The organism is Streptomyces sp. G45 (assembly GCF_049542095.1).
Taxonomy (GTDB): Bacteria; Actinomycetota; Actinomycetes; order Streptomycetales; family Streptomycetaceae; genus Streptomyces.
The window spans coordinates 4175009-4187803 of record NZ_JBMUZU010000001.1 but is presented as its reverse complement, the minus strand read 5'-3'; the positions used below and the strand labels follow the sequence as shown (position 1 = coordinate 4187803).

Here is a 12795-nt window from a genome sequence, read left to right as displayed (position 1 = left end):
TGTCGGGGGGCGGCAGCCCCCTGGTTTCGGTGCGGGGGCGGGCCTGGGGCGCACCGCGAGGCCCCACCCCACCCGCCCCGCCTACCCTTCCCCCATGGACTCGGCGATCGACAAGGCACTCGCGACAGCGCTGTACGCGGACACAGGCGACCCCAGCGACGACGCCCTGGACACCGCCGCCTCCCTCCTCGCCACGGCCACCGCCGACCCCACCGCCGCCGCCGAACTCCGCGCCCGCGGTGAGGACCTGCTCCGCCGCGCCTGGTCACGCGGCTGGCAGCCCGCCGACGTCGTCCGCCTGGTGCGCCGCGACCTCGACGACCCGCACGTACGCCTGGCCGCCGACCTCATCCGCACCGAGACCGCCCGCTACGGCGACCGCCTGCCCGCCCGCTGGCCCGCGCAGCTCGTCGCCCTCGACGCGTACGCCCCCTGGCGGGCCCCGGACCGGTTCGCGCACGCCACGGCGGTGCTCACCCTCTACCGGTTCCTGCTGCGGCTGCCCCCGATCGAGCCGATCGGACCGGCGCCGGGCGCCCCCGTCCACGTACCACCGCCGCACGCGGGCGACGAGCCGCGCGCGCTCGCCCGCATCCGCGCCCTGCTCGCGAAGGCGGAGGCGACCGGCTTCCCCGAGGAGGCGGAGGCGCTCACCGCGAAGGCGCAGGAGCTGATGGCCCGGCACAGCGTCGACGAGGCGCTGCTGTCGGCCCGTAGCCACGCGAAGGACCAGCCCGGGGCGTGCCGCGTCGGCGTCGACGCGCCGTACGAGACGGCGAAGGCGATCCTCCTGGACGCGGTCGCCACCGCGAACCGCTGCCGCGCCGTGTGGAACGAGCCCTTCGCCTTCACCACCGTCGTCGGCTTCGAACCCGACCTGGAGGCCGTCGAGTTGCTCTACACCTCGCTCCTCGTCCAGGGCACCGCCGCCATGACCCGGGCGGAGGCCGGGCAGCGCGCGGGCGGCCGCAAGCGGACCAAGACGTTCCGGCAGGCTTTCCTCATGGCGTACGCCCAGCGCGTCGGCGCCCGCCTGGAGGCCGCCGCCCGCCAGGCGACGGGGGAGGAGACCACGGCCGAGCTGCTGCCGGTCCTGGCCTCCCGGGAGGTGGCCGTCGCCGACCGGGCGGAGCGGATGTTCCCCGAGACCAGCACGGCGCGGGTGCGGGGCGTGCGCGACGGCGAGGGCTGGGCGCAGGGCGCGGCGGCGGCCGACCGGGCCCGGATGGGCGGCCCGGGGAAGACGCCGCTCACCCGCTAGCGTTCACCCCTTGGCACGCCGCACTCTTCCCGACCGTCGAGGTGAACGCATGCGCATCGGTGAGCTGTCGGAACGCACCGGCACGTCCCGCAGACTGCTGCGCTACTACGAAGAGCAGGGTCTGATCGTCGCCGACCGCGCCCCGAACGGCTACCGCGACTACGACGAGTTCTACGTGGACCGCGTCCTCCAGATCCGCGGCCTCCTGGACGCGGGCCTGCCCACCCGCCTCATCAAGCAGATCCTGCCCTGCCTGAACAAGCCCCGCGTCATCCACTTCCCCGACGCCACTCCGGAGATGCTGGCCACCCTGGAGCGCGAACTCGACAGCATGAACCGGCGCGTCGAGTGCCTGACCCGCAACCGGGACGCGATCGCGGAGTACCTGGAGGAGGTGCGGGCGATCCGCGACGGCCGCCGCCCCGCGGCCGCCTGACCACCGCGAACCCGCACGCCCCTGTGCATCCGGATAAGCCCCTGTGCACACCTGTAGCCCCCGTACGCCCCTTTCCTCCCATAGGCCCCGTACCATCGCAGAATGACCTGGTGGCGAGCCCTGCGACAGACCGCGGGGGCGGGCCTTGCCGTGGAGCGCCGCCGCCTGGAACCCCTCGTCGCGCTGCGCGGCGCGGCCGGGCTCGCGATCGTGATCGGGGCGGGGCTCGCGCTGTTCGGCCCGGCGGTGGCGGCCAGTTCCGCGTTCGGCGCGTTCCAGGCGGCGATCGCCACGTTCCAGCGGAGCTGGCGCCCCCGCCCCGAGCTGGCCATCGCCTCCGGTACGAGCCTCGCCGTCTCGACGTTCCTCGGGTACGTCTCCGGGGGCCATCCCCTGCTGTTCCTCGCCCTCCTCGTGACGTGGACGTTCCTCGCGGGCCTGAGCTGGGCGGCGGGCCCCACGATCGGCCTGATCGCCACGTCCAACGTGGCGATCATGCTGGTGACGGTCACGCTCCCCACGTCGGTCGCCGAGGCGGCGGGCCACGCGGCGATGATGGTGGCGGGCGGCCTGGTGCAGGCCGCGCTGATCGTCCTGTTCCCGGTACGCCGCTGGGGCGCCCACCGCGACGCGCTCGCGGACGCCCTGGCCGCCGAGGCGGACTACGCGCGGCGGCTGCGCCACGACCCGGTGGCGCCGTTCGACCCGGCGCCGCTGATGGCGGCGCGCGACGCGGCCACCATCACCCCGCGCCAGGCCCGCACCCGCCCCGCCGAACTCCACGGCGCCCGCGGCCTCGCCGAGCGCATCCGCCCCGTCCTCGCCTCCCTCGCCGACCCCGCGGTCGGCGTCCCCGAAGACGGCCCCGCACGCGACCGCGCCCGTGAACTCCTGGCCGCCGCGGCCAGCATCCTCGACGCGGCGGCCCGCGCCATCCGCAACGGCACCCCGGTGGACCTCCCCGCCGGATCGGTCGCCGCCTTCCAGACCCCCGACACCGAAACCGTCCTCGCCCCCTCGCCCCACAGGTCGGCCACCCGCCTGGGAGCCCTCCTGAGGGATGTGGTGGAGGTGGCGGGCGGCGACAGCGGCCAGCATCCCGTCAGCACCACCAAGGCCACCAAGGCCGTCAAGGCCATCAAGAGCTTCAAGCCCGTCCGGCGTGGGAGGACGAGCCGCGGAGCGGCGCTGGGGCGGGGGCGCCAGGGGCGGCAGCCCCCGCCCCACCTCCTCCGCCCCACCCTCACGACCCTCCTCCCCGCCGCCTGCAAGGCGATGCGCGACGAACTCCGCAAGCCCTCCCCGGTACGGCGCCACGCCACCCGCGTCACCGCGGTCGCCGCCACCGGCTACCTCCTGGGCACCTGGCTCCCCTTGGGCCACGGCTACTGGGCCCCCATGGCCTCCGTCATGGTGATGCGCCCCGACTTCTCGCAGACCTACTCCCGCGCGGTGGCCCGCTTCGCGGGCACCCTCGTCGGCGTGGCCCTGGCCACGGGCCTGCTCCAGCTCACCCACCCGGGCACGGCCCTGTCGGGGACGCTGGCGGTGGCCTCCGCGGGCCTGATGTACCTCCTGATGCGTACGGGGCAGATCGCCGCCCAGGCGTGCGTGGCGGCGTACGTCGTGTTCCTGCTCGGCATGGGCGGCGAACAGTGGACGCAGACGGTGCCCGAGCGCGTGGTGCTGACCCTGCTGGGCGGCGTCCTCGCGATGCTCGCGTACGCGGCGTACCCCGCCTGGGAGACCCCGCGCCTGCGCACCCGGCTCGCCGACTGGCTGACGGCGGACGGCCGGTACGCGGCGGCGGTCGTCGGCCACTACGCCGCCCCCGCGGGCCGGGCCTGCGGGGACGTCCGCGAGGCGCTGCTGGCCGCGCGCGACGCCCGTATCGCCTGGCAGGACGCGGTGGAGCGGGCCCGGCACGAGCCCGTACGCCACCGCGGCCTGTCCCGCGCCGCCGCCACGGACGCCGAACACGCCCTGGTCCAACTCGGCCGCGTCGGCATGCTCCTGGAGGCCCACCTGCCGGACCGCGGCGCACCCCCGGTCCCGGCCGCCGCCCGCCTCGCCGAGGCCCTGCGCACCGCGACCGAGCAGGGCGCGAAGGCGGTACGGGAGCGCCGGGTGCCCACGTGGGCCCCGGTCCGCGAGGCCCTGGACGCCTGGGACAGCGCGGGCGCCCCCGACCGCGTCGTCCGCCGCGGCGCCCGCCTCCTCCTGGCGGCCCTGGACGACCTCTCCGAAGCCCTGTCCACCACACCCCCGCCGATGCTGGTGGACGGCACGGACAGCACACGGCAACCACACGAGCCACCCCGGGAAACCGGCCCGAGCCCCCGGCCCGATCCCGCCGCCCCGCACGAGCCCGTCGAGCTGGACCGGCAGGGCAGGCCGCGTGATCAGGGCGAGCGGAGCGAGTGACCTGAACGAGCAGGGTGCACCGAGCAGGCCCGGGGGGCAGGCCGAGCGACTTGCGCAGGTTGGATGAGCCGGGTGAGCTGAGGGGGTGGGGCGGGCCGAAACCAGCGGTGCGGACTGACGACCTTGGGAGCGATTGAGGTGGGGGCGTGCTCGCCTGGCGAGTCGGTTGATGGGTGATCAGCAGGCGGCTTGCCGGGCGGGCACCAGTCCGGTGCTGGGTTCGCGGTGGGGCGCCCGCCGGGCGGAGCGGTCCGCGACCAGCCCGGCGATCGCGAGGCGGGTCACGGCGTAGGTCTCGTGACGGCCGGTACACCGCTGAAGTGGGCGCCACTGCTTGTACTCGGCGTTGGTGTGCTCCACGCAGATCCGAACGGAGGACTGGCGGCGTCGCTGTTCACACCAGGCGTGGTGCTCACTCAGCGGCGCGTCGCCCTTCGGCGGTCTGATCACGCATCCGGCCGGGCCGTACGACGCCGCTGAACGGGGTGCAGCCCTAGCCGTCGCTGAAGGTAGTGGTCTTGCCCCGGACACGAACGCCTTGCAGCCGGGACGGCCCGCGCTCGGGCGGCGGACCTGCACCTCGGCGCTGCGCCAGCGCCGGGACGGTGACCGACAGCGCACCGCGGGCGCTGGCCCAGGCGGCGCCTGGTGTTTATGGACCGGTTCCTGGTCACGCTCGTGCATCTGCACGCACTGGAGGACCCGGGGAGATGCCCGACAGCCAGGCTGGGAGCAGGCCGCACGGGTCCAGGCTTGTCTCACAACTCGCCCGGCCCGTGCGGCCCTTCTCAGGTCACTGGACGAACACTTCCGTGTTCTGGCAGGCGACCAGACGTCGTTGCCCGTGCTCCTTGGCCATGACGTAGAGCGGGGTACCCGGGTTCCAGTACTGCGCGTGAGCGTTGACCGCGGCGACGTCGGGGCGGATGAACAGCACGTCCACCACCTCGTACGTGGCCGTCGAGTCCTTCATGGCGCCCGGCAGCACCTGGTGGGTGAAGGCCGATATCTCATCGCGGTCGGTGAGGCGCTTGCCGTGGTCCGTCGTCCAGATAGGAGTACTCAAGCGTGGCGATCCCCTCAACTGGCCTTGAGATCAAGCCCGAACCCAGATCAATCGATGCCCAACTCGTAAGCGGTCGATGGAGGCCAGGCATGCGGGGCGAGTGAGCTGGCCGAGTGGTGCGGGCTGCACGGGCCGAGTGAGCCGGGCAAGCCCGACGATCCGAGTGCGCCGAACAGGCCCAAAGAACCAGGCCAGCACAGCGAACCGGGCCAAGCCGCCGAGCCGGTTAGCCGACCGAGCGGGTTCAGCCACCGAACGGTTCAGCCGACCGAGCTGGTCAGCCCACCGCCCCGGCACCCCCTGAAGCCCCGGCCCGGCAAACGGCCACGGCACCCGCCTCAGGCCCCCGGCACCTGCGTCGTCGGCAGCCCCTCAGGCAGTTGCCCGCCCTTCGCCTTGACGAACTCGTCCGTGCCGGAGCCCTCCCAGGCGACCCTGAGGGTGGTGGCGGTGACGGACTTCACGCGCCCCTCGGCGCGGTCCGAACTGCCGTCGCTGCACTTCAGCCTGATCATCCGCGGAGCCGCCCCGTCACCGGCGGTGCCGTTGCACACGCGACCGGCGCCGATGAGCGAGGCCCGCTTGCCGGTGATGACGAGGCCGACGGGCTTGCCCCCGGACTGCGCGACCCAACTCCCGTCCAGCTCCCCACCCTTGGACCCCGCAGACCCGCCAGACCCGCCAGACCCACCAGCCCCACTAGAGCCATGCGACCCGCTGGACCCACTCGATCTACCCGATCCACCGGAACTACCAGAACTGTCAGAACCACCAGAGCTGCTCGACCCGCCAGCCCCACCGGACCCCTTACGCCCCTTGCCGCTCCCACCCTCACTGCACCCCGTCAGAACAAGCACGGCAGCAAGCCCCGCCACCGCCGCACCCACCGACACCCTGCGCACACGCCAACGCACCGAAGCCCCCCGTACAGAGCCGGACGAAACCGAAACCGAGCCGAAGCCAAGAGCCGAGCCACAACCAAGCCCCGCAGCCAAGAGCCGAACCGAAGTGAACGGAACCGAACCCCGCCCCCAGCCAAGCACCCGCCCAAGGCCGAGCGGCCAGCAACCGGCGTCAAATTACCAGGACGCCTTCCGCACCCCCGGCAGGAATCCGGCGTGCCCCAGCTCCCGCAGCCGTACCCGTGACAGGCCGAACGCGCCGACGTAGCCGCGCGGACGGCCGTCGACGCTGTCGCGGTTGCGTACGCGGGTGGCGCTGGCGTCACGTGGCTGGCGGGCCAACTCCCGCTGGGCGGCGAGCCGTTCGGGCTCGGGCGTGGAGGGGTGGCGGATGACCTCCTTCAGCTGGGCCCGCCGCACGGCGTACCGCGCGACGGTCGCGCGCCGCTGCTCGTTCTTCGCGATCTTGCTCTTCTTGGCCATCAGACCTTCACCCCGCGCGCACGGATCCTGGCCACGGCGGCCTCGACGCCGATGGTGTCCACGGTCTTGATCCCCTTCGCGCTCAGGCGCAGCCGCACGTACCGGCCCTCGCTCGGCAGCCAGTAGCGCTTGCGCTGGACGTTCGGGTCGAAGCGGCGCGGGGAGCGCCGGTGGGAGTGGGAGACGTTCTTGCCGAAGCCGGGCGCGGCGCCGGTGAGCTGGCAGTGGGCGGACATGGGAGTGACGCACCTCTCTCGCGGGACCCGCCTCCTCCATTTGGAAACGGGATTCATTTTCATATACTAGCGGTCATGGCTCGCAACGAACTCCGCCCGGTCATCAAGCTCCGCTCCACCGCGGGCACCGGCTACACGTACGTCACCCGCAAGAACCGCCGGAACGACCCCGACCGCCTGACCCTGCGCAAGTACGACCCGAAGGTCGGCCGCCACGTCGACTTCCGAGAGGAGCGCTGATCCCCGTGCGACCCGGCATCCACCCGCCGTACGGCCCCGTCGTCTTCCGTGACAAGGCCGCGGGCTTCGCCTTCCTCACGCGCTCCACGGCCACCAGCGACCGGACGGTCGCCTGGGAGGACGGGCGGACGTACCCCGTCATCGACGTCGAGGTCTCCTCGGCGAGCCACCCCTTCTACACCGGACAGCGGCGCGTCCTCGACACCGCGGGCCGAGTGGAGCGCTTCCAGCGCCGCTACGGCTCCGCCGGGTCCGGGGGCCGCTGATGGGCCCCCGCATGGACGTGGTCCTCGTGGCGGGGCTGCACGCCGAGGCCAGGTCGGCGGCCGTGACCCGGCTGCTGGCCACCGTGCCGGGCAGCGTCGCCCTGCACCACGACCTCGCCACGGCCGCGACCGGCGCGGTCACCCGCACCACGCGCGACGCGCACGGCCCGCTCACCACCGGCGAGGCCCCCCTCGTCAACGACTGCGCCTGCTGCGCGCTCCGCGAGGACCTCGTGCCGGAGCTGGAGCGCCTCGCCGCCTCCGGACTGACCCGCCTGGCCGTGGTCGACCTGTGGGACTCCGTGGAGCCGAAGGCCATGGCCGAACTGGTCGCCGCGCACGGCTCGGCCGCGCTGCGCCTGAGCGGCGTCCTGACGGCCGTCGACCCGGGCCTCGTCCTGCCCTCCCTGGGCAACGGCGACGACCTCGCCGACGCCGGACTCGCCGCGGCCGCCTCCGACCAGCGCACGGTCGCCGACACCTGGGCGCGCCAGCTGGAGTACGCGCCCGTCCTCGCCGTACTGGAGTCGGCGGACGCCGACGCCGAGGACCGCGCGCTGCTCGCCCAGCTCCACCCGACGGCCCGGCGGGTCCCGATCGGCCACGGCGACCTGGCGGGCGCGGCGCGCGCGGGCTTCGACGTCGAGGCGGCCGCCGCCGCGCAGCACCCCGCCTGCGCGCTGCTGCCCGCCGAGGCCGAGGAGCACGGGGTGGCCACGCTGGTCTGGCACCGCGACCGCCCCTTCCACCCCGAGCGGCTGTACGCGGCCCTGGAGGAGCTGACCTGCGCCGCGGTCCGCAGCCGGGGCCGCTTCTGGCTCGCCGACCGGCCGGACACGCTGCTGGCGTGGGACGCGGCGGGCGGCGCGCTGTGCGTGGAGAGCGCCGGGCCGTGGCTGGCGGCGCTGCCGGACGCCGCGTGGGAGCTGGTGCCGCCGCCGCGGCGCGCCGCCGCGGCCCTCGACTGGCACCCGCGGCACGGCGACCGCTGCCAGCACCTGGTCTTCACGTCCCCCGGCCTGGACCGGGCGGCTCTGGAGCGGGTCCTGGAGTCCTGCCTCCTGACGGACCGCGAGTACGCGGCGGGCCCCGAGGGCTGGAAGGCCCTCCCGCCCGCGTTCGCCGCCCTCCTCAACCCCTGATCCGCCCCGCCCGCTCCGTCCGCCCGGTCCACTCCGTCCGCCCGGTCCACTCCGACCGCTCGCGTCCACTCCGACCGCTCGCGTCCACTCCGCCCGCTCCGTGCGCTCGCGCCCGCCACCCCACGGTCAAAGTGGACTGGACCATTTCCCGGCCCCAGGGAGCCAGAGGGCCCCGTCCTGCGTCTCTCCCTGTGCAGAAGGGAATCGATCCGGACAACCCGGCACGGAGGACGGCGCGGGGGACCGCGGAAGATCACGTACGGGGGCTGGCGTTCGCATGTCATGCGGGCACGGGAGCAGGTGCTGGAAACGCTGTAACCAGATCACCACGGCACGTGCACGTGCATCTGCCCATGCATCGGCACATGAACACGGCTATGATCCGGGACAGTTGACGGCTACAACAACAGCCACGGCACCACCGGGGAGCGACCTGTGCACGACGTGTTCAACGGCATGGCGGCCACGGATCTTCACGGGGTGGTCTGGCAGAAGAGCAGGCACAGCAACTCGCAGGGGTCCTGCGTGGAGTTCGCGAAGCTGCCGGGCGGCGATGTCGCCGTCCGGAACTCGCGGTTCCCCGACGGACCCGCGCTCGTCTACACCCGTGCCGAGATAGAGGCCATGCTGCTCGGCATGAAGGACGGCGAGTTCGACCACCTGATCAGCGGCTGACTACTCCTGATCCGATCCTGATCCGATCCTGATCCGACCAGCCCTGACGGTGCGTACCACGCGTACGACCGCCAGAAGGAACCAGCAGAAACGATCGTCCACGCGGCTGTCCGCGGCGGCCGGTCGTCCACGGGGACCGTGGCCAGCGGCACGCGCGGGGGCCACGGACGGGGAACGCGGCGCGACGGCCGCGGGAAACGGGGGCATCGGGGGAGCTGTTCCGGCCGGTCGGCGCCCGGCGGCGGCCGCCGTCAACTGCCAGCAACCGCCATGATCTGCCAAGGTCCCTGGTCGGTCAGGCCAGTTGGAACAGCGCCCAGACCACCTTGCCGCTCAGCGCGCCCGCGAGCGGGTGCCAGCCCCAGCCGTCGCTGAAGGAGTCGACGAGGAAGAGCCCCCGGCCCGACTCGGCCGCGAAGTCGTCGAGGATGCTCTCGGCGGTGGCGGTGTCCGGTGCGACGGGACTTTCGTCGCTGGGATCGCGCACCGCGCACACCAGCCGTGACGTCCACCGCATCATGTGCAGACGCACGGGCGCCTCCTCGCCGACCACGCACGCCACTTCGGGGTGCGGGGGCGCGGCGGGCAGGGCGTGTCTGAGGGCGTTGGTGACGAGTTCGGAGACGACCAGGGCTATGTCGTCGAAGCGGTCGTCGAGCTCCCAGGAGCTGAGCGTCTTGCGGGTGAACTGCCGTGCGCTGCCGACCGCTTCGTAGCGGGCGGGCAGGGCGCAGGAGGCCGCGCTGGAGACCGCGGAGGGGTCGAGTGGGGAAGGCCCTGCCGTAACGGCTGGAGCATGGTTGATCCATTCGTCCCCATGCGAGGCACTCCCCGGTTTCGCGGTACAGAGCGATCGAGCGGTGGCGCGGTCGGTACAGCCGGTCGGTACAGCAATGGCACAGCAGTGACGCGTCGACCATGGTTCCGAATGCGTACAGCAGATGCAAGGGCAGATGCACGTGCACGCGCCGGACTTGACCGCTCTCCAGCCGGTTGCCGCCCATTTCTTCCTACGGTTTCTTGCGGAGAGCTTCCGTACGCTTTCCCTTTCCGTGACCGAACGAGTACTGCGCGAAGCGTTTAATGGCAGACTGCGAGTCTCACACCTTGGGGAGGACTGAGCGAAGTGACCGCTGGGGAGTCAAGCGGCTCGGTGGTACGGCGCATCCTGCTGGGCTCGCAGTTGAGGCGTCTGAGGGAGGCGCGCGGCATCACCCGCGAAGCGGCCGGATACTCGATCCGCGCGTCCGAATCGAAGATCAGCCGCATGGAGTTGGGACGGGTGAGCTTCAAGTCGAGAGACGTCGAGGACCTCCTGACGCTCTACGGCGTCACGGACGAGAAGGAGCGCGGCGCACTCCTCTCCCTCGCCAAGGAGGCCAACCTCACGGGCTGGTGGCACAGTTACTCCGACGTGCTGCCCGGCTGGTTCCAGACATATATCGGTCTTGAAGGCGCCGCCTCACTCATCCGGGTCTACGAGGTCCAGTTCATCAACGGCCTGCTCCAGACGGAGGCGTACGCGCACGCCGTCGTCGAGCGCGGTATGAAGGCCGCCGCGGGCAAGGCGGCAGGTCGCAGCCGGTCCGGCCGGGCCGTGCGGGTCAGTCAGGCCGACGTCGACCGCCGGGTGGCGCTGCGCCTGGAGCGGCAGAAGCTGCTGGTGTCCGAGCGGGCCCCGGTGTTCCAGTGCGTCCTCGACGAGGCGGCCCTGCGACGGCCGTACGGCGACCGGGAGGTGATGCGCGGTCAGATCCAGCACCTGATCGACATCTCGGAGCGGCCGAACGTGACGCTCCAGGTCATGCCGTTCACCTTCGGTGGTCACGCGGGCGAGAGCGGCGCGTTCACGATGCTGAGCTTCCCGGAGTCGGACCTGTCCGACGTCGTCTACCTGGAGCAGCTCACCGGGGCGCTGTATCTGGACAAGCGCGAGGAAGTCGCCCAGTACGAGCGGGTGATGGCCGAGCTGCAGGGGGACTGTCCGAATCCGGCCGACAGCCGCGACCTTCTGCGTGGTCTACTCCAACTGACCTGAATCGTCAGTAGTATGACGTGAATTCAGGCGTCAGCTTCCGCGGCAAGGGGTCTTGTCTCATGTCCTTCTTCACCGATCTGGCTCACCAGTACATCGACGGTGAGTGGAAGGCCGGCTCCGGTTCCTGGGACATCATCGACTTCAATCCGTACAACGGGGAGAAGCTGGCGTCGATCACGGTCGCCACGGCGAACGAGATCGACCAGGCGTACCGATCGGCCGAGCGCGCGCAGCAGACCTGGGGCACGACCAATCCGTACGCGCGCCGCCTGGTGTTCGAGCGCGCCCTGCGGATCGTCGAGGAGCGCGAGGCCGAGATCACCGAGGCCATCGTCGCCGAGCTGGGCGGCACGCTGGTCAAGGCCGCCTTCGAGCTGCACCTGGCCAAGGAGTTCCTGCGCGAGGCGATACACCTGGCCCTCGCTCCCGAGGGCCGCATCCTGCCGTCGCCCGACGACACCAAGGAGAACCGCCTCTACCGCGTCCCGGTCGGGGTCGTCGGCGTCATCAGCCCGTTCAACTTCCCGTTCCTGCTGTCGATCAAGTCGGTCGCCCCGGCGATCGCGCTGGGCAACGCGGTGGTCCTCAAGCCGCACCAGAACGCCCCGGTGCTCGGCGGCGCCCTGGTCGCCAAGATCTTCGAGGAGGCGGGGCTCCCGCCCGGCGTGCTGAACGTGGTCATCACGGACATCGCCGAGATCGGCGACGCGCTCCTGGAGCACCCGGTGCCCGCCGTGATCTCCTTCACCGGCTCGGACGCGGTGGGACGGCACGTGGCGACGGTCTGCGCGCAGCACTTCAAGCGCTGCATCCTGGAGCTGGGCGGCAACAGCGCCCTGATCGTCCTGGACGACGCGGACATCGACTACGCCGTGGACGCCGCCGTCTTCAGCCGCTTCGTGCACCAGGGCCAGGTGTGCATGGCCGCGAACCGCATCCTGGTGGACCGCTCCGTCCTGGAGGAGTTCACCGAGAAGTTCGTCGCCAAGGTCAAGACCCTGAAGGTCGGCGACCCCGCCTCTCCGGAGACGCACATCGGCCCGCTCATCAACTCCTCGCAGGCCGAAGGCGTCTCCTCGCTGGTCACCCAGACCGTGCAGGCGGGCGCCACGGCCCTGCTGCACGGCGGCACGGAGGGGAACCTGGTCTCCCCGTCCATCCTCACGGACCTGCCCGAGGACGCCCCGGTGCTGCGCCAGGAGCTGTTCGGCCCGGTGGCGCTGATCCTGCCCTTCGACGGCGAGGACGACGCCGTCCGCATCGCCAACGACACTCCGTACGGCCTGAGCGGCGCCGTCCACACGGGCGACACCGAGCGCGGAGTGCGGCTCGCCCGGCGGGTCAGGACCGGCATGATGCACATCAACGACGGCACGGTGCACGACGAGCCGATCGTGCCGTTCGGCGGCGAGAAGCACTCCGGAGTGGGCCGCCTCAACGGCGAGTCCACCGTCGAGGCCTTCACGTCGCACCGGTGGATCTCCATCCAGTACGGCCGCTCGCGCTTCCCCTTCTGAGAGCGGTCACCTCTGAGAGCGGTCCCTGCTGGGGGCCTGAGAACGGTCCCTAAGGGGAGCGGCCCCCTCTGATCGCAGTCGGACTCTTCCGCCGCGCGGCCCCTTGCGG

Annotated in this window: 14 protein-coding genes and 1 pseudogene; 9 read left to right on the top strand and 6 right to left on the bottom strand. The window is 72.3% G+C overall.

Annotated elements, in window-relative coordinates:
• Positions 1-94 precede the first annotated feature (94 nt).
• The 3 genes from ACOBQU_RS17200 to ACOBQU_RS17190 all read left to right on the top strand — a co-directional run bounded on the left by ACOBQU_RS17200 (position 95) and on the right by ACOBQU_RS17190 (position 4121).
• Positions 95-1261, top strand: a complete 1167-nt coding sequence (locus ACOBQU_RS17200; RefSeq protein WP_423627957.1) for a DUF2786 domain-containing protein — start codon at positions 95-97, stop codon at positions 1259-1261.
• Between the two features lie 49 nt (positions 1262-1310).
• Positions 1311-1697 carry a MerR family transcriptional regulator gene (locus ACOBQU_RS17195; RefSeq protein ID WP_423627955.1) on the top strand — a complete coding sequence of 129 codons (387 nt, stop codon included), beginning with the start codon at positions 1311-1313 and terminating at the stop codon, positions 1695-1697.
• A 102-nt stretch (positions 1698-1799) separates the two neighbouring features.
• A complete protein-coding gene (locus ACOBQU_RS17190; protein WP_423627953.1) occupies positions 1800-4121 on the top strand; it encodes an FUSC family protein in 2322 nt (773 codons plus the stop codon).
• Between the two features lie 177 nt (positions 4122-4298).
• Here ACOBQU_RS17190 and ACOBQU_RS17185 read toward each other — a convergent pair whose 3' ends face one another.
• The 5 genes from ACOBQU_RS17185 to rpmB all read right to left on the bottom strand — a co-directional run bounded on the left by ACOBQU_RS17185 (position 4299) and on the right by rpmB (position 6808).
• Positions 4299-4481, bottom strand: a complete 183-nt coding sequence (locus ACOBQU_RS17185; RefSeq protein ID WP_423627951.1) for a hypothetical protein — start codon at positions 4479-4481, stop codon at positions 4299-4301.
• 433 nt (positions 4482-4914) lie between these two features.
• Entirely contained in the window at positions 4915-5187 is a 273-nt protein-coding gene (locus ACOBQU_RS17180; RefSeq protein WP_423627950.1) for an SgcJ/EcaC family oxidoreductase, read from the bottom strand.
• Between the two features lie 338 nt (positions 5188-5525).
• Positions 5526-5702 (bottom strand): hypothetical protein, encoded by a 177-nt coding sequence (locus ACOBQU_RS17175; protein ID WP_423627948.1) that lies wholly within the window; start codon positions 5700-5702, stop codon positions 5526-5528.
• 564 nt (positions 5703-6266) lie between these two features.
• Positions 6267-6572, bottom strand: coding sequence for a 30S ribosomal protein S14 (gene rpsN, locus ACOBQU_RS17170; protein WP_423627946.1), 306 nt, complete (start codon positions 6570-6572; stop codon positions 6267-6269).
• The gene (gene rpmB, locus ACOBQU_RS17165; protein ID WP_423627944.1) at positions 6572-6808 is read right to left on the bottom strand and encodes a 50S ribosomal protein L28; all 237 of its coding nucleotides are present in this window, start codon (positions 6806-6808) and stop codon (positions 6572-6574) included. Before rpmB ends, rpsN begins: the two co-directional genes overlap by 1 nt.
• A 75-nt stretch (positions 6809-6883) precedes the next feature.
• Here rpmB and rpmG point away from each other — a divergent pair, with 75 nt between their 5' ends.
• The 4 genes from rpmG (at position 6884) to ACOBQU_RS17145 (ending at position 9131) form a co-directional block, all read left to right on the top strand.
• Positions 6884-7048, top strand: coding sequence for a 50S ribosomal protein L33 (rpmG, locus tag ACOBQU_RS17160; protein ID WP_423627942.1), 165 nt, complete (start codon positions 6884-6886; stop codon positions 7046-7048).
• Positions 7049-7053: 5 nt separating this feature from the next.
• Positions 7054-7314, top strand: coding sequence for a type B 50S ribosomal protein L31 (locus ACOBQU_RS17155; protein ID WP_423627940.1), 261 nt, complete (start codon positions 7054-7056; stop codon positions 7312-7314).
• Positions 7314-8456 (top strand): CobW family GTP-binding protein, encoded by a 1143-nt coding sequence (locus tag ACOBQU_RS17150; RefSeq protein ID WP_423627939.1) that lies wholly within the window; start codon positions 7314-7316, stop codon positions 8454-8456. The genes ACOBQU_RS17155 and ACOBQU_RS17150 overlap by 1 nt, the downstream gene beginning before the upstream one ends.
• Before the next feature lie 456 nt (positions 8457-8912).
• Positions 8913-9131, top strand: coding sequence for a DUF397 domain-containing protein (locus ACOBQU_RS17145; RefSeq protein WP_423634556.1), 219 nt, complete (start codon positions 8913-8915; stop codon positions 9129-9131).
• A 295-nt stretch (positions 9132-9426) separates the two neighbouring features.
• On the opposite strand, the pseudogene ACOBQU_RS17140 reads toward ACOBQU_RS17145, so the two are convergent.
• Positions 9427-9929, bottom strand: a pseudogene (locus ACOBQU_RS17140) (ATP-binding protein).
• Between the two features lie 328 nt (positions 9930-10257).
• Here ACOBQU_RS17140 and ACOBQU_RS17135 point away from each other — a divergent pair.
• The gene (locus ACOBQU_RS17135) at positions 10258-11169 is read left to right on the top strand and encodes a helix-turn-helix domain-containing protein (protein ID WP_423627937.1); all 912 of its coding nucleotides are present in this window, start codon (positions 10258-10260) and stop codon (positions 11167-11169) included.
• Between the two features lie 59 nt (positions 11170-11228).
• A complete protein-coding gene (locus ACOBQU_RS17130) occupies positions 11229-12686 on the top strand; it encodes an aldehyde dehydrogenase family protein (RefSeq protein WP_423627936.1) in 1458 nt (485 codons plus the stop codon).
• The last annotated feature ends 109 nt before the right edge of the window (positions 12687-12795 follow it).

Coding starts and splice junctions, on each gene's coding strand:
- ACOBQU_RS17175 (WP_423627948.1), bottom strand. CDS start 5,702: ATGATCAGGCTGAAGTGCAGCGACGGCAGTTCGGACCGCGCCGAGGGG.
- ACOBQU_RS17130 (WP_423627936.1), top strand. CDS start 11,229: ATGTCCTTCTTCACCGATCTGGCTCACCAGTACATCGACGGTGAGTGG.
- ACOBQU_RS17145 (WP_423634556.1), top strand. CDS start 8,913: ATGGCGGCCACGGATCTTCACGGGGTGGTCTGGCAGAAGAGCAGGCAC.
- ACOBQU_RS17200 (WP_423627957.1), top strand. CDS start 95: ATGGACTCGGCGATCGACAAGGCACTCGCGACAGCGCTGTACGCGGAC.
- ACOBQU_RS17195 (WP_423627955.1), top strand. CDS start 1,311: ATGCGCATCGGTGAGCTGTCGGAACGCACCGGCACGTCCCGCAGACTG.
- rpmG (WP_423627942.1), top strand. CDS start 6,884: ATGGCTCGCAACGAACTCCGCCCGGTCATCAAGCTCCGCTCCACCGCG.
- ACOBQU_RS17150 (WP_423627939.1), top strand. CDS start 7,314: ATGGGCCCCCGCATGGACGTGGTCCTCGTGGCGGGGCTGCACGCCGAG.
- rpsN (WP_423627946.1), bottom strand. CDS start 6,572: ATGGCCAAGAAGAGCAAGATCGCGAAGAACGAGCAGCGGCGCGCGACC.
- rpmB (WP_423627944.1), bottom strand. CDS start 6,808: ATGTCCGCCCACTGCCAGCTCACCGGCGCCGCGCCCGGCTTCGGCAAG.
- ACOBQU_RS17190 (WP_423627953.1), top strand. CDS start 1,800: ATGACCTGGTGGCGAGCCCTGCGACAGACCGCGGGGGCGGGCCTTGCC.